Annotated in this window: 21 protein-coding genes; 12 read left to right on the top strand and 9 right to left on the bottom strand. The window is 39.6% G+C overall.

Annotated elements, in window-relative coordinates:
• Nucleotides 1–84: 84 nt before the first annotated feature.
• The 4 genes from AC07U8_RS15675 to gatC all read right to left on the bottom strand — a co-directional run bounded on the left by AC07U8_RS15675 (nucleotide 85) and on the right by gatC (nucleotide 4,241).
• Complete coding sequence (locus tag AC07U8_RS15675; RefSeq protein ID WP_494738611.1) at nucleotides 85–555, bottom strand: hypothetical protein; 471 nt, start codon at nucleotides 553–555, stop codon at nucleotides 85–87.
• Between the two features lie 359 nt (nucleotides 556–914).
• Nucleotides 915–2,396: an Asp-tRNA(Asn)/Glu-tRNA(Gln) amidotransferase subunit GatB gene (gene gatB, locus AC07U8_RS15670; RefSeq protein ID WP_494738240.1), complete on the bottom strand. Its 1,482-nt coding sequence runs from the start codon at nucleotides 2,394–2,396 to the stop codon at nucleotides 915–917.
• Entirely contained in the window at nucleotides 2,396–3,874 is a 1,479-nt protein-coding gene (gatA, locus tag AC07U8_RS15665; RefSeq protein ID WP_004717425.1) for an Asp-tRNA(Asn)/Glu-tRNA(Gln) amidotransferase subunit GatA, read from the bottom strand. The genes gatB and gatA overlap by 1 nt, the downstream gene beginning before the upstream one ends.
• Nucleotides 3,875–3,926: 52 nt before the next feature.
• A complete protein-coding gene (gene gatC, locus AC07U8_RS15660) occupies nucleotides 3,927–4,241 on the bottom strand; it encodes an Asp-tRNA(Asn)/Glu-tRNA(Gln) amidotransferase subunit GatC (RefSeq protein ID WP_004717422.1) in 315 nt (104 codons plus the stop codon).
• Between the two features lie 134 nt (nucleotides 4,242–4,375).
• Here gatC and AC07U8_RS15655 point away from each other — a divergent pair, with 134 nt between their 5' ends.
• The 6 genes from AC07U8_RS15655 (at nucleotide 4,376) to AC07U8_RS15630 (ending at nucleotide 9,155) form a co-directional block, all read left to right on the top strand.
• Nucleotides 4,376–5,416, top strand: a complete 1,041-nt coding sequence (locus AC07U8_RS15655; protein ID WP_004717418.1) for a rod shape-determining protein — start codon at nucleotides 4,376–4,378, stop codon at nucleotides 5,414–5,416.
• A gap of 31 nt (nucleotides 5,417–5,447) precedes the next feature.
• Entirely contained in the window at nucleotides 5,448–6,305 is an 858-nt protein-coding gene (mreC, locus tag AC07U8_RS15650; protein ID WP_004717416.1) for a rod shape-determining protein MreC, read from the top strand.
• Nucleotides 6,292–6,789, top strand: a complete 498-nt coding sequence (mreD, locus tag AC07U8_RS15645) for a rod shape-determining protein MreD (protein ID WP_004717415.1) — start codon at nucleotides 6,292–6,294, stop codon at nucleotides 6,787–6,789. The genes mreC and mreD overlap by 14 nt, the downstream gene beginning before the upstream one ends.
• A complete protein-coding gene (locus AC07U8_RS15640) occupies nucleotides 6,777–7,343 on the top strand; it encodes a Maf family nucleotide pyrophosphatase (protein WP_239045167.1) in 567 nt (188 codons plus the stop codon). The genes mreD and AC07U8_RS15640 overlap by 13 nt, the downstream gene beginning before the upstream one ends.
• Nucleotides 7,344–7,394: 51 nt before the next feature.
• Nucleotides 7,395–8,849: a ribonuclease G gene (gene rng / locus AC07U8_RS15635; protein ID WP_004717413.1), complete on the top strand. Its 1,455-nt coding sequence runs from the start codon at nucleotides 7,395–7,397 to the stop codon at nucleotides 8,847–8,849.
• 132 nt (nucleotides 8,850–8,981) lie between these two features.
• Nucleotides 8,982–9,155, top strand: a complete 174-nt coding sequence (locus AC07U8_RS15630; RefSeq protein WP_004717412.1) for a PA1571 family protein — start codon at nucleotides 8,982–8,984, stop codon at nucleotides 9,153–9,155.
• 85 nt (nucleotides 9,156–9,240) lie between these two features.
• On the opposite strand, the gene AC07U8_RS15625 is transcribed toward AC07U8_RS15630, so the two are convergent.
• Complete coding sequence (locus AC07U8_RS15625) at nucleotides 9,241–10,698, bottom strand: WS/DGAT/MGAT family O-acyltransferase (RefSeq protein ID WP_105713563.1); 1,458 nt, start codon at nucleotides 10,696–10,698, stop codon at nucleotides 9,241–9,243.
• Nucleotides 10,699–11,103: 405 nt separating this feature from the next.
• The gene (locus tag AC07U8_RS15620; RefSeq protein ID WP_494738239.1) at nucleotides 11,104–11,838 is read right to left on the bottom strand and encodes a phosphoadenylyl-sulfate reductase; all 735 of its coding nucleotides are present in this window, start codon (nucleotides 11,836–11,838) and stop codon (nucleotides 11,104–11,106) included.
• A 321-nt stretch (nucleotides 11,839–12,159) separates the two neighbouring features.
• Between AC07U8_RS15620 and thrH the strand changes: the two genes are divergently transcribed.
• Nucleotides 12,160–12,777, top strand: coding sequence for a bifunctional phosphoserine phosphatase/homoserine phosphotransferase ThrH (gene thrH / locus AC07U8_RS15615; RefSeq protein ID WP_004717409.1), 618 nt, complete (start codon nucleotides 12,160–12,162; stop codon nucleotides 12,775–12,777).
• Between the two features lie 63 nt (nucleotides 12,778–12,840).
• On the opposite strand, the gene AC07U8_RS15610 is transcribed toward thrH, so the two are convergent.
• A complete protein-coding gene (locus AC07U8_RS15610; protein ID WP_034610881.1) occupies nucleotides 12,841–14,046 on the bottom strand; it encodes an MFS transporter in 1,206 nt (401 codons plus the stop codon).
• A 152-nt stretch (nucleotides 14,047–14,198) separates the two neighbouring features.
• Here AC07U8_RS15610 and AC07U8_RS15605 point away from each other — a divergent pair, with 152 nt between their 5' ends.
• Nucleotides 14,199–14,795, top strand: coding sequence for a TetR/AcrR family transcriptional regulator (locus AC07U8_RS15605; RefSeq protein ID WP_275059715.1), 597 nt, complete (start codon nucleotides 14,199–14,201; stop codon nucleotides 14,793–14,795).
• Nucleotides 14,796–14,827: 32 nt separating this feature from the next.
• Here AC07U8_RS15605 and AC07U8_RS15600 read toward each other — a convergent pair whose 3' ends face one another.
• Complete coding sequence (locus AC07U8_RS15600) at nucleotides 14,828–15,442, bottom strand: arylesterase (protein ID WP_004823264.1); 615 nt, start codon at nucleotides 15,440–15,442, stop codon at nucleotides 14,828–14,830.
• Between the two features lie 45 nt (nucleotides 15,443–15,487).
• Here AC07U8_RS15600 and AC07U8_RS15595 point away from each other — a divergent pair, with 45 nt between their 5' ends.
• Nucleotides 15,488–16,237 carry an ABC transporter ATP-binding protein gene (locus AC07U8_RS15595; RefSeq protein ID WP_494738238.1) on the top strand — a complete coding sequence of 250 codons (750 nt, stop codon included), beginning with the start codon at nucleotides 15,488–15,490 and terminating at the stop codon, nucleotides 16,235–16,237.
• Nucleotides 16,237–18,846: an ABC transporter permease gene (locus AC07U8_RS15590; RefSeq protein WP_494738237.1), complete on the top strand. Its 2,610-nt coding sequence runs from the start codon at nucleotides 16,237–16,239 to the stop codon at nucleotides 18,844–18,846. Before AC07U8_RS15595 ends, AC07U8_RS15590 begins: the two co-directional genes overlap by 1 nt.
• A gap of 177 nt (nucleotides 18,847–19,023) precedes the next feature.
• On the opposite strand, the gene AC07U8_RS15585 is transcribed toward AC07U8_RS15590, so the two are convergent.
• Nucleotides 19,024–19,833 (bottom strand): rhomboid family intramembrane serine protease, encoded by an 810-nt coding sequence (locus AC07U8_RS15585; protein WP_314336256.1) that lies wholly within the window; start codon nucleotides 19,831–19,833, stop codon nucleotides 19,024–19,026.
• A 73-nt stretch (nucleotides 19,834–19,906) separates the two neighbouring features.
• Between AC07U8_RS15585 and mtgA the strand changes: the two genes are divergently transcribed.
• Together mtgA and ppk1 are read left to right on the top strand one after the other, a co-directional pair.
• A complete protein-coding gene (gene mtgA, locus AC07U8_RS15580) occupies nucleotides 19,907–20,581 on the top strand; it encodes a monofunctional biosynthetic peptidoglycan transglycosylase (RefSeq protein WP_004823260.1) in 675 nt (224 codons plus the stop codon).
• 131 nt (nucleotides 20,582–20,712) lie between these two features.
• Nucleotides 20,713–22,797, top strand: coding sequence for a polyphosphate kinase 1 (gene ppk1 / locus AC07U8_RS15575; protein WP_004823258.1), 2,085 nt, complete (start codon nucleotides 20,713–20,715; stop codon nucleotides 22,795–22,797).
• Nucleotides 22,798–22,817 lie beyond the last annotated feature (20 nt).

Below are 22,817 nucleotides of genomic sequence, written 5' to 3'. Positions count from 1 at the left end.
CGCTCTAAAACGAATTTTCCTTTTTAAACTCAATCAGCTTGATCAATCAATATTTTTAATGCTTTGGCTTAAAGCAAGGTTGGTTTAGTTTAATGAGCAGGCTTTACCCTGATACTCATAGCGATTTACCTCATAACTTTTACCATCCCAACGATATACCGCAAAACATAAACCTGGACCTCCATTTTCAATATCAGGCCAACCATCTTTGCCTGTGCTTTTTAGAAAAGTCGGTATACCCGCGTTTTCAAAAATAGTTTTCCATTTCCCATTTTGCTGTTGTGCAATAAGGTGGTATCCCACGCCTGTATTGCCATAACACATACTGCTGTAGTCTGAAATAACAGCATCATTTAGCCCATCGTTATTTAAATCTCGATATACAGTAATTTCACCCGTTTCGCATTTTCCTTCCCAACCATGCTTTGTTTTTGCAAAACCTGCTGCTTTAAAAATCAAGTTGGCTTCTTTTGAAGGAACATTAACTTTCGTTTCTGCAAAAGTTGTAGTTGTGAAAAGGGCAAGTGTTGAGAGAGTTAGGATAGATATTTTCATTTTGACCTTGAGTTTTGAGCAGTAGATTAATGTTTTTAAAGTAATAACAGCAAAGATTTCTTTTGAAAGTGTAACTGTTTCTGGAAAATAAAAAAGTAATAGTGAAGATAAAATGACTCTTTGCCTCGTTATGCTTATTAACTCGTAAAAAAGTATGAGATTAATAACATGATTAAAATCAGATGACACTCCCTCTCCCTCTGGGAGAGGGCTGGGGTGAGGGAGCTTTCCCAGATAAAAAATTTTGAAAGAAAATAATAGATTTGAATATAACCAAATTTTTAAAAAGCTAAACATACCAATGCTTTAAACAAAGAAAACCCGCTCTAAAGCGGGTTTTCTTTTAAAATTAAATCAGCTTAACCAATCAATTTCTTCATCAATTCATTGACTTGAGCTGGGTTGGCTTTACCACGAGAGGCTTTCATCACTTGGCCAACAAGACCATTGAATGCTTTCTCTTTACCAGATTTATACTCTTCAACCATCTTCTCATTGGCAGCAAGCACTTCTTTGATAATGGCTTCAATGGCACCTGTATCAGTTTCCTGTTTCAAGCCTTTTTCAGCAATGATGTCATCTGCAGTTTTGCCTTCTTCCCACATAAAGCCAAACACTTGCTTAGCAATCTTACCGCTAATGGTATTGTCAACAATACGTGCAATCATACCGCCTAATTGTTCAGCAGAAACAGGAGAGTCAGCCAACTCTAAGCCAGCTTTATTTAAAGCACCTGAGAACTCACCCATCACCCAGTTTGCAGCAACTTTACCTTGAGCCGCGCCGCCAGAAGCAGTAACAACTGCTTCATAGAAGTCAGCCAATTCACGAGACAGAGTCAGTACATGTGCATCATATTCAGTCACAGCAAAGTCAGCGATAAAACGCGCACGACGTGCTTTAGGTAACTCTGGAAGTGCAGCACGTGCAGCTTCAATTTGCTCATTTGCAATGATCACTGGAAGCAAGTCAGGGTCAGGGAAGTAACGGTAATCGTTGGCTTCTTCCTTAGAACGCATTGAACGTGTTTCCATTTTGTTCGGATCGAACAAACGGGTTTCTTGATCAATACGACCGCCATCTTCCAAGATGTCCATTTGACGTTGAATTTCAACATTGATGGCTTGTTCGATAAAACGGAATGAGTTGAGGTTTTTTAACTCACAACGGGTACCAAATGGTTGCCCCGGACGACGTAACGATACGTTACAGTCAGCACGGAATGAACCTTCTGCCATGTTGCCGTCAGAAATCCCTAACCAACGCACCAAAGTGTGAATCGATTTGATATAAGCAACAGCTTCTTCAACTGAACGCATATCAGGTTCAGACACGATTTCAAGTAAAGGGGTGCCAGCACGGTTTAAGTCGATGCCAGACATGCCTTCGAATTGATCGTGAATCGATTTACCTGCATCTTCTTCCAAATGTGCACGAGTCACGCCTATACGCTTCACTGTGCCATCTTCAAGCTGGATATCGATATGACCTAGCCCAACGATAGGATTGTCCATCTGGCTGATCTGGTAGCCTTTTGGCGAGTCTGGGTAAAAGTAGTTCTTACGCGCAAATACAGAGGCTTGGTCGATATAGGCATCAATTCCCAAACCAAAACGAATTGCAAGATCAACCACTTCTTGGTTTAACACAGGAAGTACACCCGGCATTGCCAAGTCAACAAGGCTGGCTTGAGTATTCGGATCTTGACCAAATTCAGTTGATGAACCTGAAAAGATTTTAGACTGAGTTGCAAGTTGTGTGTGAATCTCAATACCAATAACGACTTCCCAACCGTCAATCAGCTTTGACACGGATGGTGCTAACTTTTGAGCTTCAGTCATTATGCATTCTCCTCAGCAATAGCCGCACGTTTAGTATGCCAATCTGTATTTTGTTGATATTGATGCACAATTGAAAGTAATTGTGATTCTGACCAATAGTTACCAATTAACTGTAAACCTACTGGGAGATTATTCGTATCAAAACCAACAGGTGCGTTAATAGCTGGTAAGCCGGCCAAGTTCACCGCAAGTGTATAGATATCACCTAAATACATTTCGGTTGGACTCAAGTTCGCACCGATTTTGTATGCTGTTGTTGGTGCAGATGGTGCTGCAATCACATCGACATTTTCAAAAGCTTTTAAGAAATCCTGTTGGATTAAACGACGAACTTTTTGTGCTTTCACGTAGTAAGCATCGTAATAACCAGCAGAAAGCGCATAAGTACCAATCAAGATACGACGTTGTACTTCTGCACCAAACGCTTCTGAACGAGAGCGTTTATAGAGATCTAAAATATCCGTTGGGTTTTCACAACGGTAGCCATAGCGAACACCGTCATAACGTGACAAGTTAGAAGACGCTTCCGCAGGCGCGATCAAATAATAAGTTGGTACATAGGCTTCAGTCATGTTGAGGTCAATCTCAACCAATGTCGCGCCCATGTCTTGCAATTTTTTCAAAGATTCTTCAACACGTGCCTTAACTTCTGCATCGAGACCTTGAACATTGAAGTATTGTTTTGGGATACCAATACGTAAACCTTTCACTGCTGTTGCATTTAAGTTTGCAACATAGTCATCTACTTCTTTGTTGATTGAGGTTGAATCTTTGAGATCATGTCCAGCAATGGTGTTCATCAAAAAAGCACAGTCTTCAGCAGAACGTGCCATTGGTCCACCTTGATCCAGTGATGATGCAAACGCAATCATCCCGAAACGAGAGACACGCCCATAGGTCGGTTTAAGACCGGTTAAGCCACAGAAAGAAGCAGGCTGGCGAATTGAACCACCTGTGTCGGTACCTGTTGCAAGCGGGGCAAGATCAGCTGCAACAACAGCCGCAGAACCACCAGAAGAGCCACCAGGAACATGTTCTAAGTTCCATGGGTTTTTAGTCGCGCCGTAGAATGAGCTCTCAGAGGTTGAACCCATTGCGAATTCATCCATGTTCACTTTACCTAAAGTCACTAGGCCAGCTGCTTTGGCTTTCGCCACCACAGTTGCATCATAAGGTGAAATGAAATTGTCTAGCATTTTTGAACCCGCAGTGGTTTTAATCCCTTGGGTACAGAAAATATCTTTATGCGCCAGTGGAACACCAGTCAATACGCCAGCAGTTCCAGATTTTAGTAAGTTGTCAGCAGCATCAGCTTGAGCCAATGCTTGTTCGGGAGTGACCGTTACATACGATTTGACACGATCATCAATTTTCGCAATACGGTCCAAATAATGCTGAGTCAATTCACGAGATGAAAATTGGGCAGATTTTAAGCCTTCTGTCATTTCACGAATCGATAAACGGTGTAAATCAGTCATGAGTACAATTCTTTACGATTAATTTTTTAAAATAAGTTCATTTGATCAAATATTATTCAATCACTCTCGGAACGAGGTACAAACCATCCTGAGTTGCAGGAGCAATGGCTTGATATTCTTCACGATGGTTCGCTTCAGTCACGACATCTGGACGAAGTGGTTGCGGATTATCAAATGGGCTCTTAAGTGGCTCAACACCATCGGTATTGATCGCTTTTAAGGTCTCCATCATCCCTAAGATTTTATTTAAACTTTGAGCATATTCAGCAGATTGCGTATCATTCAGCGACAATCGAGCAAGATTGGCGATTTGCGATACAGTTTGTGCATTTAATTCTGCAGAATGCTGAACATCTGAACTTGACATGATGTCTCACCTAATCAGTTTTAAAAAAATTCAAAATATCGTGCGTTATAATAAGCGATTGACTTGTTCAAATCATCACATTTAGTTAAAGTTGCCATCTTGCGTCCATATAAAGTTTAAACTGAGAACGACCCGTGATTCTAAAACGACTAATTGGCTTGTTTTCGCCAGATCTCGCCATTGATTTAGGTACTGCAAATACACTTATTTATGCACCAGGAAGGGGCATTATATTAAACGAACCGACAGTTGTGGCGATTCGTCACAGTGGTTCGCAGAAAATTGTTGCAGCTGTGGGTTTAGATGCTAAGCAAATGCTTGGTCGTACCCCAGCCAATATTTCTGCAATCCGTCCGATGAAAGATGGTGTTATTGCAGATTTCGAAGTTACTGAAACCATGTTAAATCAATTTATTGGTAAAGTGCATGAAAAACGTTTATTTCCACCTGCACCTCGTGTAGTGGTATGCGTACCATGTAAATCAACATTGGTAGAACGCCGTGCGATTCGTGAAGCTGTGTTTAACGCAGGTGCACGTGATGTACGTTTGATTGAAGAGCCTATGGCTGCTGCGATTGGGGCGGGTATGCCTGTTGAGCAAGCGTGTGGTTCTATGGTCGTAGATGTGGGTGGTGGTACAACTGAAATTGCCATCATTTCCTTACAAGGTTGTGTGTACGCAGATTCTTTACGTATTGGCGGTGATGTTTTTGATGAACAAATTATTAACTATGTACGTAAAGCACATGGTTGTGTAATTGGTGAAACAACAGCTGAAACTATCAAAAAAGAAGTGGGTATGGCTGTTGCTGACGGCACAACTTTAGAAATTGAAGTTCGTGGTCGTAACCTTGCTGAAGGTGTACCGCGTGCTATTACGGTAACTTCAGATGAAATTACCCAAGCGATTTCTGATCCATTACAAAGTATTGTTTCTGCTGTGAAATCAGCACTTGAGCAAACTCCACCTGAGTTATCTTCTGATATCGCAGAGCGTGGTATTGTGTTGACAGGTGGTGGTGCATTACTGCGTAACCTAGATAAGTTGCTTGCCCAAGAAACAGGTTTACCTGTTGTTGTAGCAGAAGATCCTTTAACTTGTGTAACGCGTGGTGGCGGTAAAGTCTTAGAATTCTTTGACAATCCAAACCATGATATGCTTTTTGTAGGCTAAACTATACTCGATTAAGTTTAAGGATGAGGCGGTGCAACCGAATCTCTTTTCAAGACAACCGCCATCTTTTCGCTCGTTCATCATTGCGGTCATCACTTGTTTGGTAGTGCTGTTTTTTAACTGGCGCATGCCACAAGTGATTCAACCTGCAAGAGATGTCTTGTATGCGGCATATAATCCAATTTATGCCTTAGCAAGCTATCCTGTATTGTCGAAAGAATGGCTAAATCAACAAACTAAATCTGAGGCTCAGTTACGTCGTGAAAATACCGCGATGCAAGCTGAATTGCTTCAGGCTCAAGTACGTCTGCAAAAACTTTCTGAACTTTCTGCTGAAAATACCCGTCTACGTGGTTTACTCGATACGCCATTGATTATCGATGGGCGTATGGAAATTGCAGAAGTGATTGGAACCGATGCTGACCCATTGCGCCATATCATTATCATTAACCGTGGTGAAGCCAATCATTTAAAAGTCGGGCAAACCGTTTTAGATGATAAAGGTATCATGGGGCAAATCATCAACGTCTATCCACATAGTAGCCGTGTTATGTTGCTTTCCGATAAAGAGCATTCTTTATCTGTACGTTTAGAAAGCTCAGGTATGCGTGCCATCGTGACGGGTACTGGTGATTTAGGACATTTGAAAATGGAATATGTTCCAACAAGTGCCAATATCAAAGTGGGTGATAAAGTTTATAGTTCAGGTTTGGGGCAACATTTTCCAGCAGGCTATTTGGTCGGTTCTGTATCTAAAGTCATGCGTCATAACACGGGTGAGTTTGCGCAAATTGATGTGGTTCCCGCTGCACAATTAGCAGGTGGTCATCATGTTGTGGTACTTTTCTCTGATTCTTTAGCGATGGAGCAGCCAAATGTTGATCGCTAAGAAATTACCTTCTGAAAAGCAACGTAAAGATCCATTATGGATCATTGTTGTCTCAATTATTATTGGTTCAATTCTAGTGGTTTATCCAATGTCCTATGCATTAGCAGGATGGCGGCCACTGTATATGTTTTTAATCATGCTGTTTTGGGTGCTGTGTCAGCCTACATGGTGTGGAATTTGGTTTGCATTTACCATGGGGCTATTTACTGACTTGTTGTTAGATGCACCTTTGGGGATGAATGCATTGAGCTATGTGCTGATTGCATTTTTAACTCGCTATTTTATTCGAGAAAGACGTGTACTGACATTTAGTAATCTTTGGATTATTAGTATGTTTGCAATCCTCGCGCATTTGGTATTTACCTTTATGGCACAAGTGATGGCAGGTACGCATTTTTCGATTACCCGTCATTGGCAAACATTGGTTTCGAGTATTTTTTGCTGGCCAGTTCTTTATTATTTATTAAGAAGATGGCGCATTTAATTCTGGCCTCAGGCTCGCCAAGGCGTAAAGAGCTGCTTTTACAAGTGGGCTTGGATTTTAGCATCCACAGCCCAGATATTGATGAATCTGTCTTGGAACATGAACAGATTGAGCAGTATGTACAACGTTTGGCTGAAAGCAAAGCCAAAGTGGTATTGAAATTGCACCCGCAAAGCACTGTCATTGCAGCAGATACTAGTTTGGTTTTTGCCAATCAAATTATTGGGAAGCCAACATCTAAGCAGCATGCTTTTGAAATATGGACATTATTGTCAGGTCAAAAACATGAAGTGTTGACAGGTGTTTGTGTTGCAAATGCACATCAATTATTGAGTGTCGTGGTTCGCACGGAAGTTGAGTTCCAACAATTCAGTCTGAATGATATGGAAGAATATTGGGCTACAGGTGAACCTTTGGGGAAAGCTGGCGCATATGCAATTCAAGGCATTGCGGCAAAGTATGTGACAGGTATAAAGGGTAGTTATAGCAATGTGGTTGGGCTACCGTTGCATGAAACCATACAGTTACTTGATCGTATAGATCAGCGCAGTTGAGGCACTAAATTAACTGCTGAAAAGAATTTTTATAATGTTTTGAGTTTAGTTATGTCTGACGAGTTATTGATTAACGTCACACCTATGGAATGTCGTGTGGCGCTAATTCAAAATGGTACGGTCAACGAACTGTTTGTTGAACGAACTGTTAAACGCGGGTTAGTCGGGAATATTTATAAAGGAAAAGTTGTCCGTGTACTTCCAGGGATGCAAGCAGCCTTTGTCGATATCGGGTTATCTCGTACTGCATTCTTACACATCAATGATATGATTTGGCCGCGTAATCAACCTACGCCAAATGTCTTTGAGTTATTACAACCTGGTCAAATTCTGACGGTTCAAGTGATGAAAGACATGTTGGGCACCAAAGGTGCGCGACTCAGTACCGATCTTTCTATCCCATCTCGTTATCTTGTCTTGATGCCATATGGCAGTCATATTGGTGTATCGCAACGGATTGAGTCTGAAGAAGAACGTGACCGTTTACGCTCGATGATTGAAAGAATTCAAAGCGAGCATAAGTTGCCGGGTTCAGTGATTGTACGTACAGCCGCTGAAGGAATTGAAGAGGCTTCAATTGCTCAAGATATGGCATATTTAGCCAAGCTTTGGGAATTTATTCAGAAAAAACAAAAAATTATTGCAGTTCCTTCGTTGATTTTTGAAGAGCTTCCTTTACCACAACGTGTTATTCGTGATTTAGCCAATGATGATACGGCAACGATTTATGTCGATTCACGAGAAATACATGCCAAGTTGCAAGAGTTCGTTTGTGAATTTGTACCGAGTATGGAAAGCCGCTTGCAGCATTATCCTGGTGAGCGTCCACTTTTTGATTTGTACAATGTCGAAGAAGATATCCAAAAAGCATTACAAACCCGTGTAGCTTTGAAGTCAGGTGGTTATCTGATGATCGACCAGACTGAAGCGATGACCACAATTGATGTCAATACAGGTTCGTATGTCGGTGGCCGTACGCTAGAAGACACTGTGTTTAAAACCAATATGGAAGCGACACAGGTGATTGCGCGCCAATTACGCTTACGTAATTTGGGTGGCATTATCATTATTGACTTCATTGATATGCAGGAAGCTGTACATCGTGAAGAGGTCATGAACCAGTTTGATAAAATGCTGGAACGTGACCATGCAAAAACCAAGATTACCCAAGTCTCTGAACTTGGCTTAGTTGAAATGACACGTAAACGTACGCGTGAATCATTAGAGCATTTGTTGTGTGAATCATGTCCGACCTGTCAAGGGCGCGGATTTGTGAAAACAGCAGAGACAGTATGTTACGAAATTTTTCGAGAAATCTTAAGATATACCCGTGCTTATGAGTCTAAGAGTGGCTTTACTGTTATCGGTCATCCATCGGTGATTGATCGCCTATTAACTGCGGAAGCCCCAGCTGTCGCGGATTTAGAGCATTTTATTAATCGCGTGATTAAATTCCAAGTCGAAAATTTATACACGCAAGAGCAATACGATATCATTTTGAGTTGAAATTGTAACAGGATGTCGTTAAACAGTTGTTACATCTGAAATTTTACTTTTTCAACTGATTTCACAATACTAGATTACAAAGGTAGCCAAAGACTTTCTCCCTTTCACAGTCTTAGCAAGTGAGGTCATAAAATGAGTGTAAGTGAACAATTAATCAGTCGTAGTATTAAGCATGTGTTGGAAAGCCAACCTAAAAACACATGTGTTATGTTAGATGACAATGGTCAAGAAGTGAAAATCACCAAAGACATGGTGGTTAATGTCTGTCATCAACTGTTAAACAAGTGTCGTAATGTTAAAGATTAAGGGGCATATATTAGCCCCTTAATTTTTGAATCAATTTATGTTTTTATCTCTCGATCAACACTATAATCAAATCAATTATAAAATCTTATACTAACTTTCGTGCTGCAACAGATTCCTTCGCTACATCTTGAGTATCCGTTTTTGCCTTGGCTTGAGCGTTTGGCTTTTTATCGGCGAGTTCTACTGCATTTTTCTCTGCAATAATTTGCTCAAACTTTTGGATTTCATTTTCCAAATGCGTGAGAAGATTCTGCAATTTAGGTAGAGATTTACGGCAACCCGTTAAACCGACTTCTAATTTATCTAAATAACTGGTCATGGTGATATTTAGTGCCTGACCATCCAAAACAATAGAAACAGGGTAGAGAGCATCTAATTTAGCGCCATTCCAATACAAAGGTTCACGTGGTCCAGGTACATTGGAAATGATTACGTTAAACGCCTGACGTTTTGGCATAAGTCCTGATGCAATGTTGACACCTGCTGCACCAAAAACGAAAGCACTATAATTTAAGATTTGATCAGAACTCATACGTTTAAAACGATTTTTTGCATTTTGTACACTACGCTTAATAATGTCTAAACGCTCTAATGGACTTTCTTTATGTGTACCTAAATTTGCCAAAATCATGGTGATACGATTACTCATATCTGAGTCATCATCACGTAATGAGGCAGGAACCATCGCAATCAGCGGTTTTTTCGGTAAAGCTTCTTGTGTGATTAAATAATCACGTAATGCACCTGCACACACCGCAAGTACCACATCATTAATCGTAACACCAAGGGCTTTGGAAATATCTCTAAAACGATCAAGTTCAAAAGACTGAGCAGCGAAACGACGTGATGAGCTTACCCGTTGGTTAAATAAACTACTCGGTGCTTGAAAGCTTGAAACATAATCGGGGTTTTTCCCCATTTCTTTAAATACTGTTTGGAACAGCTCTTGAGTGACCTTAGGTGCTGCTTCAACTTGTCCTTTTAAAGCAGAGAATATTTTTTTAGCTTTATCCAGTTTAGTTTCTTTTAAACGTTTTGCCCGTTTACCTTCGACACACCAAGGCGGAATAATAGTTTTGGAGTCAGCATCTTTTGAAAATGATTTTTCTACCAGACGCATACCTGCCACCCCATCAATCATGGCATGATGGATTTTAAAATACATGGCAAAGCGATTGCCTTCAATCCCTTCAATAATATGACAGGTCCAAAGTGGCTTTGCTCGGTCAATCAACGAACTGTGTTCCTGTGAAATATAAACCAATAATTCACGGATACGTCCCGGATGAGGTAATGCGATATGACGGAAATGATGGTCGATATCAAACTCTTCGTCTTCATCCCAAAACATGCCGCTTAAGCGGTTGTTAAAGGGTGGAACAGGAATAGATTTTGAATTACGAATATCTGCAACAAGATCTTGAATGAAGGTAGAAGGCGCATGTTCTGGTATTTCAAATAAGAATAACCCACCAACATGCATGGGTTGTTGACGTTTTTCTAAATTTAAAAAAATAAAATCAATAGGGTGTAATGGGCGCATAGTCTTGGATTGCCTCACTGCAATTTCTACAACAACTCTTTTATGAGCTGGTGAATTGTTAGAATTATAGAACCGTGTAACTTGGGTCTGTTGATCATTCGTCCATGTTTACAACGATGTGATGTTGGAAAACATCAGGTACATCGTTACATTTTGTGTTGCCAACAATGCAGCGCTTTGTTGGCACTCAGCGTATAGCTAAAATTTCTCAGTTTGAGTGATGAAACCTGAAAATAGTCTCACTATTTTTTCATGCCTTTGCCTACTCAACTTTAGCCTATAACACAAGCTATAGATGAAATATCAACAAACCTTAGTATAAAACTTTTCTAAGCGTAAAATCCAAGCATTTCGATGAACGTTAAGTTAATAAAAATTCATGAGTTTTAATGAGTTTTCCTGATATTACTTTTTTAAATTGCCTGCGTGTAGACCACATTCTTTATGTGTTGCTTCTTCCCACCACCAACGACCTTCGCGTTCATGTTGATTTGGCAATACTGGACGGGTACATGGTTCGCAGCCAATTGAGATAAAGCCTTTTTCATGTAATGGATTATAAGGAATCTCCATCATACGAATATAGTTCCATACATCCGCACTTGACCAATTGGCCAATGGGTTGTATTTAATCAGTTGTTTGCCTTCACCATAAAAACCGCTATCCGCTTGAATGACTGGAATTTCCGTACGTGTACCTGGACTTTGATCTTTGCGTTGCCCAGTAATCCAACCATCTAAAGTGGCTAATTTTTTACGTAGTGGCTGAACTTTTCGGATACCACAGCATTCTTTATGGTCATCTTGATAGAAGCTAAATAAACCTTTTTCATTGACCAACTGTTGAACGGCATCGGCTTCTGGAAAGCAAATCTCAATTTTAATCCCATAGTGCTTGCGTACGGTTTCAAGAAATTGGTAGGTTTCAGGGTGTAAACGACCTGTATCTAAACTAAAAACACGAAATGGTTTACCTAAATTGTGTGCCATATCGATAAGAACAACATCTTCTGCGCCAGAAAATGAAATTGCAATTTCACCTTGCTGAGAAAGCGCAAGTTCTAAAATTTCAGAAGGTGATTTGTCGGCATACTCAGTCGCAAGTGCGTCCACAAGATCTATGGTTGGAATGGCGGTCATATCTGCTCCTGGCAGTTAGCTTGAAGCTACAATTTTCGTAAACATGTTCAAAAGATATTTGAATTTAAGCATTTTGGCAAAAATTAGGTCAATTCAACTTATGTGAATTGCTGCTTTTGACGATCCAGATATTTTAAAGTAAATGAAATATGCTACTTAGCAGATTAATTAAAATGCTTATGAATAAAACAGATTTGTAAATATTGACAAGTCTTATGCATAACCAAATGAAATGGGTTTGCTGTAAAAACTTTCAGCATTCTTTTTAAACTTTAGTGCTATGATAAGCCCAAAATTTTTAACTGACATTTGGGAGAACCCATGGAAATCGTATGTCTTGATCTTGAGGGTGTATTGGTACCAGAAATCTGGATCAATTTTGCTAAAAAAACAGGAATCAAAGAATTAGAAGCAACAACTCGTGATATTCCTGACTACGATGTGTTGATGACTCAACGCTTAAATATTCTTAAACAGCATGGTTTAGGCTTAAATGACATTCAAGCTGTGATTGCAGACATGGGGCCATTTCCGGGTGCAAAAGAGTTTGTAGAATGGTTACGTACCCATTTTCAGTTGATTATTCTTTCAGATACATTTTATGAGTTTGCACATCCGTTGATGCAACAGTTAGGTTGGCCAACAATTTTCTGTCATAAATTAGAAACTGATGAAAATGGTATGATCACTGCGTATAAATTGCGCCAACCTGATCAAAAACGTGAAGCTGTAAAAGCCTTACATGGTCTAAATTACCGTGTAATCGCAGCAGGCGATTCGTATAACGATACAACCATGTTGGGTGAAGCTGATCATGGTTTCTTATTTGACGCGCCTGAAAATGTGATTCGTGAATTTCCACAGTTCCCGCCAATTCATGGTTATGACGCACTGAAAGAAGCAATTCGTAAAGCATCTATTCGTGATATTCCAGCTTAATCTAAGATTTAAACCCAAAGGCGCTCAATGCGCCTTTTGTTTTGCTTTGATTTTTAACACGCTTTAATGAATGTTCTGTTTATTTTTAAACGCAAAAACAAACGCCAAGCTGGCTAATAAGATAATCATACAAATATAGACATCTGCAGTAAAAATTAAACCTACTTTATTGACAAAGTATCCAGCAATAATCGCAGGTATACTAAAGGCCAAATAGCTTTCAACAAAAAATGCGGCCATTAAACCTGCACGTTGTTCAGGTAAAGCTAAGGGCATAACAGCACGAATTGCACCCATAAAACCTGTACCAAAGCCAACCCCTGTTACTACAGCACCAATAAACAATAAGATTGGTTGCACCAGATGAATGCCAAGCAAAATAACACTTGAGCCCGAGACAATTGTAATCGCAGCAGTGATTAAAATTTTAAATGTGTGTGCATTGCGCAAAGTTAAAATCCCAACAGCCCCTGAAACTGATAGAGTAATAAACATCATGCCATTCAGCCATGCCGATTGCACATGGAAAGCTTGAGCCAGCAATGAAGGCATTAACGAGAGGAAGAACCCACTAACCATCCATAACGAGATATTAATTGGACTTACAATTAAGAGTGCTTTTCGGGTTTGTACTGGAACAGTCAGTTGCGGTTTTAATGATGCCAAAGCACCCACACGTTTAGTTGCGGTTTCAGGGCTAAAAATGGCGATAAATGTGGTAGATACAAAAAGAAAGATGAGTATTTCAAAAATAAGTGTCAATGGAACAGTCGAAAACTCTAAAACAATACAGGTCATCAGCATACCCGCAGCCATACCAAGCATTGGAGAAATACTATTAATTAAAGAACCCTGTGTTTTACTCAGATCAAGCAAAGCTGCTCCAAACGTAGATGCGGCTAAAGCCGTGGCAATACCTTGCAAACCTCGTGCGATAAACAGCATTTCGATATTGGATGCAAACAAGAAAAAGCCCATGGACAGAATTTCTAAAATCAAAGCCACAAAAATAACCGGCTTACGTCCAATATAATCAGACAATGATCCTGCCACCAATAAGGTTAATAGCAATGCAAATGCATAGGTGGCAAAAATAAGCGTTAATAAAACAGGAGAAAAATGGAAGTGTTGTTGATACAAGCGATATAACGGTGTTGGTGCGCTTGAGGCTGCCAAAAAGGCCATTAGGGTAAAAGTATGTGTGTACAGTGCAGCATTATGGCTTAATTTATAGGAAGTCACTTGACGATTAAAATTAGGGTTGCGCATAATCAACATGTACATAAAAGCTATTAATTAGCTTTTATACCGTATTTTGGATTAAACACAAAGGTTTAGCTAAGATGATTTTTGATTAAAGCTGTTCTTCAAGCATTAACCCATTGATAGATTTTCATTTATAGATTTGTAGTGATTTACTGATGACGAAAGTGATTACAGGTTTGCGTCCCGGTGGGCGCAGTGCACGAATACAAGCTGCAGTTCATAATGCTGTGCAAACATTACAGCACAATGTTGCTGTGGCAGATTTGACGATTCCGATGATTGCTGAATATGCAGGAGTCACCCCCTCTACGATCTATCGACGTTGGGGAGATTTATCTCAACTGCTTGCGGATGTTGCCTTTAATATTTTACATCCAGACAATGTGCCTGCGGATCTTGGGAGTTTTAAACAAGACTTATATGCATGGATGGAGCAATATTTTGAGGAATATGCCTCACCCGTTGGGCGTACAATCTTAAGCGATATTGTGGCGGAAAATGATTCGCCGACCTCTGGTAAGTGTTATGACTTTTTGATTCAACAGTTAGACATTATTCAGCAACGTGCCCAGCAAAGAAATGAAACAAGCATCGACAATCAACTGATTATTGAAATTGTGATTGCACCCATGTTGCATCGGATTCTATTTACCGAACAAGAATCGAGTTTGGACTATATTCACCACTTATTAGCGCGTTTGTTTAATTTTGCGGATGTCTTAAAAAACACGACATCCGATTTTGAGTCGTAAACAGGTGCAATCATTTCGGCTTTGAGAAAAACTTAAAGCGCGCCTCGAATCAACGGATAGACATTATCGAGTAGAATTTTCTGTGCAGTTGCATTGGGATGGATCAAGTCTTTTTGCATCAAACTTTTATTGCCTGCAATTCCATTCATAAAAAACGGATGCATTTTTACTTTGTATTGTTGGCTTAGGGTTTGGTAATTTTTCTCAAAAGCTTGGCTATAAGCTGCACCATAATTTGGTGGAATTTTCATTCCCAATAAAATGACCGTGGCTTGGCTTTTTTGGCTTTGTTGAATTAATTGCGCAAGATTTTTTTGAATCATTTGTGGCGGTTGACCGCGTAGACCATCATTGCCACCCAACTCAATCACCACAATATCAGGTTTATGGCTTTGTAATAGTTTTGGAAAACGCGCCAAGGCACCACTGGTGGTTTCACCACTTACACTGGCATTGACCACATTATGTTGTTTGGGAAATTGTTGGTTTAAACGTTGCTGTAGCAAGAAAACCCAGCCTTGTTGAGGGCTAATACCATAACCCGCACTTAAGCTATCACCTAAAATCATGATCGTTTTTGCAAAACTACTAACGGGCAACAGACAGATTATGCTAAAAAATAAACAATGAATTAGATTTTTCATCATTTTCAAATTTAACAATTTTTTGATTTGCATATAAGGTACTTTATGATGTCTAAGGTTCAGGATGATTCAACTTCTCCCATCATGCCACAAGTGATAATTTCTGCACAGCAACTTACACAAAAGATAGAATTACCTCATCAAACGCTTACAATTTTTGAAAATCTAAATCTTAATATTTATACAAGTGAACAGGTCGCGATTACTGGACGTTCTGGTTCCGGAAAATCAACTTTATTGGGCATCCTTGCTACTCTCGATCAAGCCAGTGCAGGTCAACTCAGTGTTTGTGGTGAAGCGATTGAGCATTTAAACGAAGAACAACGTGCGTTGATTCGACTTCAATATATTGGTTTTGTATTTCAATCTTTCCAGTTACTGCCACATCTTTCTGCCTTAGAAAATGTGATGTTACCATTACGCTTACAGAAGAATTTTAATTATGCACACGCAGAACAAAAATCCTTAAGCTTATTGGCCAAAGTCGGTTTAGAACGACAAAGCCAGCAAACCCCGAAAGTATTGTCTGGTGGTGAGCAACAACGGGTTGCCATTGCACGAGCTTTAATTTCTGACCCCAAAATTATTTTTGCTGACGAACCTACAGGCAATTTAGATGAACATACTGCATTTGAAATTGAACAACTCTTGTTTGATTTAAATAAAGAACTTGGTACAACTTTAGTGCTTGTCACTCACGATTCGCAATTGGCCGCACAGTGCCAACGTCATTATGAATTAAAAGATGGTCAATTGATTGAACATGTGCAAACTCCTCAATCGAATGAGGTGGTGTAATGTTGACCTTGTTTAAACCCTTATTTAGGCAAAGTTTTGCCAGCTCAGGTATATATCTACTGATTATTGCATTGAGTTTAGCCATTAGTGCGACCACCGCATTAAAGTTTAGCAATGATCAAGTCAAACAAGCAGTGACCTTACAAGCTGCCAAAATGCAAGCTGCAGATTTACAACTTAGTGATACAGATCCAATTGACCAACCATGGATCAAACAGGCTGATGATTTAAAATTAAAACAGTCCCATGTCACTATTTTTGGTTCAATGGCCTCTACACAGGATCAGTTTGTTATGGTCAATGTGAAAGCCATTGACACAGCATTTCCCTTACGTGGTGAATTAAGGATTGCGCCAAAACAAGCCTTACAAAGTGGCGGGGTTTGGCTAAGCAAACGCGCACAAGAATTATTAAAATTAAACCTAGGCGATAGCGTTCAAATTGCCAATGGTCAGTTTAAAGTTACTGGTATCATTGAACATGATTCAAATCAAGAATTAGGCTTTTCTGCCTTTTCGCCAACCGTGATTATCTCTCAAGCAGATGTTGCAAAAACGGGTGCAATTCAAGTTGGAAGTCGAATTGAATATCGTTTGTTGATGGCAGGGGATGCGGAGTCTATTGCAACATATCAGCAATTTTTTAAGACATTTAAAGCGCAAGAAAAGCAGAATGTGAATCCAAAGATTGCACAAAATTCGGATGCAGATTCAGCTTTAAGTGCATCAAGTGCCAATGCATTGACTGAAAACACATTGACTGAAAATCAGCCAACAACACACTCACAAACAGATCAATCCATACAAGATCAACAAAATGCGGATAATGAATTAGATGCACAAAGTAATTTAAGACTACGTAATGCAGATGAGGGCAATTCACGCTTACTTAAACCAATTGAAAACCTCGATACTTTCTTACAATTGGCCAATATTCTGACGATTCTTTTATGTGGTTTAGCCATCGCTTTAACCAGTCAGCGTTATGTACAGCAGAACCAAGATCATATTGCGCTGATGCGTTGCATGGGTGCAACGAAACGGCAGATTTTTCAAACCTATCTCGGGTTATTGAGCGTTGTTATTTTAATCGCCATTGTCATTGGCAGTATTTTAGGACTGATTTTAGGTTATTCATTATTGCAATTGATGTTGCAGATGATTCCTAACCTAGAGTTGCAATTTTCAATGTTGCAGATGTTGGTTGGTCCTTTACCTATAGCAATCTTTACCAGTGCAATTGTATTGATTGGATTTATTTTACCGAGCTTGTGGCAACTGTTAAATACACCGCCTATTCGGGTGATACGCCAACAAGAAAAGTCGGCACGTTCAATGTTGTGGATGATGGCTACAGGTTTAGTCAGCCTGATTATTTTTAGTTTGGTCTTGACCGAAAATCTGATACTTACTGCGTTGGTAATGGGTGTAGTCATTGTGTTAACAGGTTTGTTATATGCAGTGGTTTGGATGATTTTAAAGACTTTAAAATCAATGAAAAATAGGCTCTCAGCCTATATCCGAACCCCTTCGCAAACCGCATTGCAAATTACCGCTTTGGCATTGGGTTTAAGTCTGATCACAGTACTTGCTGTATTGAGAACTGATTTATTAGAGCGTTGGCAGCAACAATTGCCTGAGGGGACGCCTAACCAGTTTATTTATGGTCTACCACCATTTGAACTGGAGGCTTTTAAACAACAATTGGCACAGCAACACTGGAAAAGCACACCGTTATATCCCAATGTAAAAGGGCGCTTATTGGCAAAAAATGGTCAAGCCTTTCCTGCCCAATTGGTGAAAACCAATAATTCTTTACGTCGTGAGTTAAATCTCACTCAAGCAGATCATTATCCACAAGACAATATCATTGTTGCTGGAGAGGCTCAATTGACGCAAATTGGGCAGGTGTCTGTAGAGGCCAAACTGGCTGAAGAATTGGGTATTAAAATTGGTGATCGTTTAACCTTTAGTTTGCCTGAGGGAAATTTGGATGCGCAAGTTGTGAATTTGCGTACAGTGGAATGGCAAAGCTTTAGTCCAAACTTCTTCTTTATTTTTACTCCAAAGACGTTGGATGAAAATGCAGGCAGCTATTTAGGGAGCTTTTATGTGCCGCCGAGTGAAAAAATTAAGATGGTTAATCTGATTCAGCAATTTTCCAATACGGTCTTTATTGATGTCTCTTTAATTTTTGATGAAATTAAAAACTTGGTTTCTGTGTTGGTTAAAATCATTACGGTTTTGGCAGTATTGGTGAGTTTATCTGGCTTTTTGGTACTGATTGCCTGTATCAATTTGCTGATGGATGAACGTAAAAAAGAAGTGGCATTGTTACGTTCTTTTGGTAGTTCAAAGCGTCAGTTAAAAAATATGATGAGTTTTGAAATCGGTTTTATTGGATTATTGGCGGGAATCGTTTCCTGTTTCTTTGCAGAAGTGATTAGTGCCGTTGCCAGTTATCGTATGGAAATGGTGATGCAATTACATTGGGAAATTTGGTTGATTTTACCAATTTCGATGGCAGTGTTGTGTGCATTGATTGGGCGTTACCGATTGAGCTATTTATCTGAAATTCCACCATTGCAAAGTCTACGAGAGTTGAATTAAACCGCTTTGTTTAAGTGGTTTTATCTGGCTGTTTAATTTCAGTTGAGTCTTTAAAAGACTGCCCAGTGAAGACAGTAAATTAAAAAATGGCGACCTATAGGTCGCCGTTTTTTATGCTTTTTGAATTGGTTGTACTTTGCAATGTATTATTTCGACATGGACAAGCTATTCTAGGGATTAAAAGTTTAATTGCTCACGCATTTGTACAATGGCTTGTTGCCAAAGTGGGCTAAGTGGTCCAACGAGATGCTGGCAATAGAGATAAACCGCATAGGTTGCTGCAATCCCTAAAATCACAATGATAATATTGGCAGCTTTACCCATTTTGGCACGTTGTGTTGCATACCAAGCCAAAGCCATGACTGCACCCATTAACATTCCACCGATATGGGCAGCATTGTTAATTCCAGAAGCTAAAAAGCCAAAAGCTAAGTTGATCGCAAGTACCGTTAAAAGTGATCTTTTATCTAAAATGAATCTTTGATTCGGAGTAGGTGGAAACAGCGACAGGAGTGTCAGTGCACCACCAAGTCCCATCACAGCACCCGATGCACCTGCAGATACATGCGGAAAGAGTTTTTGATCAAAATTTTGCAGCATTTCGTAGCTATTTCGAATATCCAAATAACCACTTAATAAACTTCCCATGAGTCCAGCAAGGATATAAAGTCCAAGGAAATAAAACTTTCCTAAAGTTTTTTCAGCAACATCACCAAAAATATACAGTGCCCACATGTTCATCATTAGATGCAGGATACCGAAGTGAAAAAACATACTGCTGAATAAGCGATATGGTTCCTCTAAGAAGGTTAAAGGTGCATAATCAGCACCCCAACGCAACGCGTCCAACGTCGTCGGGTCAGTAATATTGACACCTGATAAGACTTGGATGGCAAATAAACCGACATTGATGACAATCAGCAATAAGGTTATTTTACCAATAGAATTGGGTTGGCTATAAGTTGAAAGATCTTGATATTTAGACATGCTATTGCTTAGCTTTTTATAGATAGATTCAGCTTAACATGAAACGTCAGAATTTTCGGAGTAAGCGGCTGACATGAAAGCTTTTATTGTTCGTGCTTTGTTAATTGTGGTCAGTATTTTGATCATGATTCAGCTATGGATTTTCTCAAGTTTAATTTATTGGCGTACTCATGATGTAGAAACCACCATGTTTATGCGTTGGACATATTTGTCTGATTTTGAGCCGATTCAACATCAATGGCGCGACTATGACAAGATCAGTGATAACTTTAAACATGCAATTGTCGCGGCCGAAGATGCCAAATTTCTCGATCATCATGGTTTTGACTGGGATGGTATTGAAAATGCACTACAACGTAATCTTAAAAAAGACAAAGTAGTCGCCGGTGGTTCAACAATCTCTCAACAATTGGCTAAAAATTTATTCTTCTATAATCGTCGCTCATTTATCCGCAAAGGTCAGGAAGCGATTGCCACCACCATGATGGAGCGGATGTGGACGAAACAGCGCATTTTAGAAGTCTATATGAACTCTGTTGAATTTGGAGATCATATCTATGGTGTTGAAGCTGCATCACAACATTACTTTTCTAAGAGCGCGTCAAGTTTAAGTCGTGAGCAGGCCGCATTTTTAGCAGTGATTTTAACTAATCCGAAGTATTATCAAAAAAATCGTGATGATTCTAAGCTTCAATACCGTAAGCGTTTGGTTTTGAAGTATATGCGTTATACCCGTATTCCAGATTGACGCTAAATAAATGAATTTAAAAAAGCACAAATTGATGTGCTTTTTTTATGAAGCGATGCTTTTTTTATGAAATTGTCACAAATTTGAAGCATACTAGAATTAAGACATTTTTTTTGATGCAGGTTTATTGCATGAATACCGCAGTGACGACAACAACGCCTACAGAATATTCTTATAATGAACGATATATAAATCGTGAGCTTTCAATTTTAGATTTCCATTTACGTGTTTTAGAGCAAGCCGTTGATCCTTTACATCCCTTGCTTGAACGTATGAATTTCTTATTGATCTTTTCTCGTAATATGGATGAATTTTTTGAAATCCGTGTTGCAGGAATGATGGAGCAATTAACTTTAGGGAATGAAAGTCGTTCACCAGATGGCTTGACGCCAAAACAAGTTTTAGACCAAATCTCTAAAACTGCACATGAAGCGATTGAGCGTCAGTACCGTATCCTCAATGAGGAAATTTTTCCTAAGTTACGTGAAGAAGACATTTGCTTTTTACGTCGTGGCGAGTTAACGCCTGCACAATCTGTGTGGATTAAAAAATATTTCCAAGAACAAGTTGCACCAGTGCTTACTCCCATTAGCCTTGATCCGGCACATCCATTCCCACGATTGGTCAATAAAAGCTTAAACTTTATTGTGACTCTAGAAGGGAAAGACGCATTTGGTCGACAAATTGATTTAGCTGTTGTACCAGCGCCACGTTCGCTTCCGCGTGTAGTGCGTTTACCTGATGAGCTTACAGGCGGCAAAGAACATTTTGTGATGTTGTCTGCGATTATTCATGAGCATGTATCGGATTTGTTCCCAGGGATGACAGCTACAGGTTGTTATCAGTTCCGTGTTACACGTAATGCAGATTTGGCGTTGAATGAAGATGTAGAAGACTTAGCCAAAGCATTGAAAGGTGAGTTGAGTTCACGTCGTTTTGGTCGAGCAGTACGTTTAGAAGTGACAGAAAACTGTCCAAAACATATTTATGAATATTTGCTTGAAGAATTTGATCTAGAACAAGAACAACTTTATAAAGTGGATGGGCCGGTAAATCTGGCACGTCTTGTGTCAAATTTTAAACGTCCACATATGCGCTATGACTCGCATGTACCCGCGATTCCAAAAGTATTGAAAAAGTCTGAAAATATTTTTTCAGCAATGCAAAAACAAGACATTCTTTTACATCATCCATTTGAATCATTTGCACCAGTTATTAACTTGTTGCGTGAAGCTGCACGTGATCCCCAAGTGTTAGCCATCAAACAAACCTTATATCGTAGTGGTGCTGACTCTGAAATTGTTCAGGTACTTGCAGAAGCGGCACGTAATGGTAAAGAAGTCACCGCTGTGATTGAGTTGCGTGCGCGTTTTGATGAAGAATCGAATATCGCTGTTGCCAATGTATTACAAGAAGCAGGCGCTGTTGTGGTTTATGGCATCGTGGGCTATAAAACCCATGCCAAAATGATCTTGGTGGTACGCCGTGAGAATAATAAGTTAGTACGCTATGTGCATTTGGGTACGGGTAACTACCATGCAACGAATGCACGTATCTATACCGATTATGGACTGCTCACTACAGATAAAGAGCTTTGCGAAGATGTACATCGTATTTTCCAAGAATTGACCGGTATGGGCAAAATGGCGAAGTTGAAAAAACTGTTACATGCGCCGTTTACGCTACATGCTCAGTTAATTGCTTTTATTGATGATGAAATTGCCAATGCCAAAGCGGGTAAACCTGCGCAAATTATTGTTAAGGTTAACGCGTTAACTGAAGTTCAATTGATCAATAAATTATATGAAGCTTCGCAAGCAGGCGTGCAAATTGATCTGATTATTCGTTCAATTTGCTGTTTACGTCCTGGGTTGCCAAACCTGTCTGAAAATATTCGAGTACGTTCAATTGTCGGGCGTTTCTTAGAACATACCCGTGTTTATTATTTCGGAAATAATGGCAATCCACGTATTTACTGTTCAAGTGCAGACTGGATGGATCGTAATTTATTTAATCGCGTAGAAGTGTGCTTCCCGATTGAAGATCCAGCATTAAAAAAACGTATTTACCAGCAAGGTTTAGTCAACTACTTAAAAGATAATATCCGTGCTTGGCTGTTGCAAGGCGATGGTACTTGGACTCGTGTGCAACCTAAAGAAGGCGAGGCAATTTACAATGCACAACAAACTTTGCTTGAGCACTTTGTAAATGGTTAAGCCAAGATAATTTGATTGTC

This window comes from Acinetobacter sp. GW821-FHT01E09 (genome assembly GCF_059422385.1).
This window is presented reverse-complemented; position numbering and strand designations above follow the sequence as displayed.

Bases quoted from the DNA above. Each gene is read 5' to 3' on its own strand.
- AC07U8_RS15640 (WP_239045167.1), top strand. From the start codon at position 6,777: ATGGCGCATTTAATTCTGGCCTCAGGCTCGCCAAGGCGTAAAGAGCTG.
- AC07U8_RS15595 (WP_494738238.1), top strand. From the start codon at position 15,488: ATGTCTAAGGTTCAGGATGATTCAACTTCTCCCATCATGCCACAAGTG.
- AC07U8_RS15630 (WP_004717412.1), top strand. From the start codon at position 8,982: ATGAGTGTAAGTGAACAATTAATCAGTCGTAGTATTAAGCATGTGTTG.
- gatB (WP_494738240.1), bottom strand. From the start codon at position 2,396: ATGACTGAAGCTCAAAAGTTAGCACCATCCGTGTCAAAGCTGATTGAC.
- thrH (WP_004717409.1), top strand. From the start codon at position 12,160: ATGGAAATCGTATGTCTTGATCTTGAGGGTGTATTGGTACCAGAAATC.
- mreD (WP_004717415.1), top strand. From the start codon at position 6,292: ATGTTGATCGCTAAGAAATTACCTTCTGAAAAGCAACGTAAAGATCCA.
- AC07U8_RS15620 (WP_494738239.1), bottom strand. From the start codon at position 11,838: ATGACCGCCATTCCAACCATAGATCTTGTGGACGCACTTGCGACTGAG.
- gatC (WP_004717422.1), bottom strand. From the start codon at position 4,241: ATGTCAAGTTCAGATGTTCAGCATTCTGCAGAATTAAATGCACAAACT.
- AC07U8_RS15605 (WP_275059715.1), top strand. From the start codon at position 14,199: ATGACGAAAGTGATTACAGGTTTGCGTCCCGGTGGGCGCAGTGCACGA.
- ppk1 (WP_004823258.1), top strand. From the start codon at position 20,713: ATGAATACCGCAGTGACGACAACAACGCCTACAGAATATTCTTATAAT.
- AC07U8_RS15625 (WP_105713563.1), bottom strand. From the start codon at position 10,698: ATGCGCCCATTACACCCTATTGATTTTATTTTTTTAAATTTAGAAAAA.
- gatA (WP_004717425.1), bottom strand. From the start codon at position 3,874: ATGACTGATTTACACCGTTTATCGATTCGTGAAATGACAGAAGGCTTA.
- AC07U8_RS15610 (WP_034610881.1), bottom strand. From the start codon at position 14,046: ATGCGCAACCCTAATTTTAATCGTCAAGTGACTTCCTATAAATTAAGC.
- AC07U8_RS15590 (WP_494738237.1), top strand. From the start codon at position 16,237: ATGTTGACCTTGTTTAAACCCTTATTTAGGCAAAGTTTTGCCAGCTCA.
- rng (WP_004717413.1), top strand. From the start codon at position 7,395: ATGTCTGACGAGTTATTGATTAACGTCACACCTATGGAATGTCGTGTG.
- AC07U8_RS15600 (WP_004823264.1), bottom strand. From the start codon at position 15,442: ATGATGAAAAATCTAATTCATTGTTTATTTTTTAGCATAATCTGTCTG.
- AC07U8_RS15675 (WP_494738611.1), bottom strand. From the start codon at position 555: ATGAAAATATCTATCCTAACTCTCTCAACACTTGCCCTTTTCACAACT.
- mtgA (WP_004823260.1), top strand. From the start codon at position 19,907: ATGAAAGCTTTTATTGTTCGTGCTTTGTTAATTGTGGTCAGTATTTTG.
- AC07U8_RS15585 (WP_314336256.1), bottom strand. From the start codon at position 19,833: ATGTCTAAATATCAAGATCTTTCAACTTATAGCCAACCCAATTCTATT.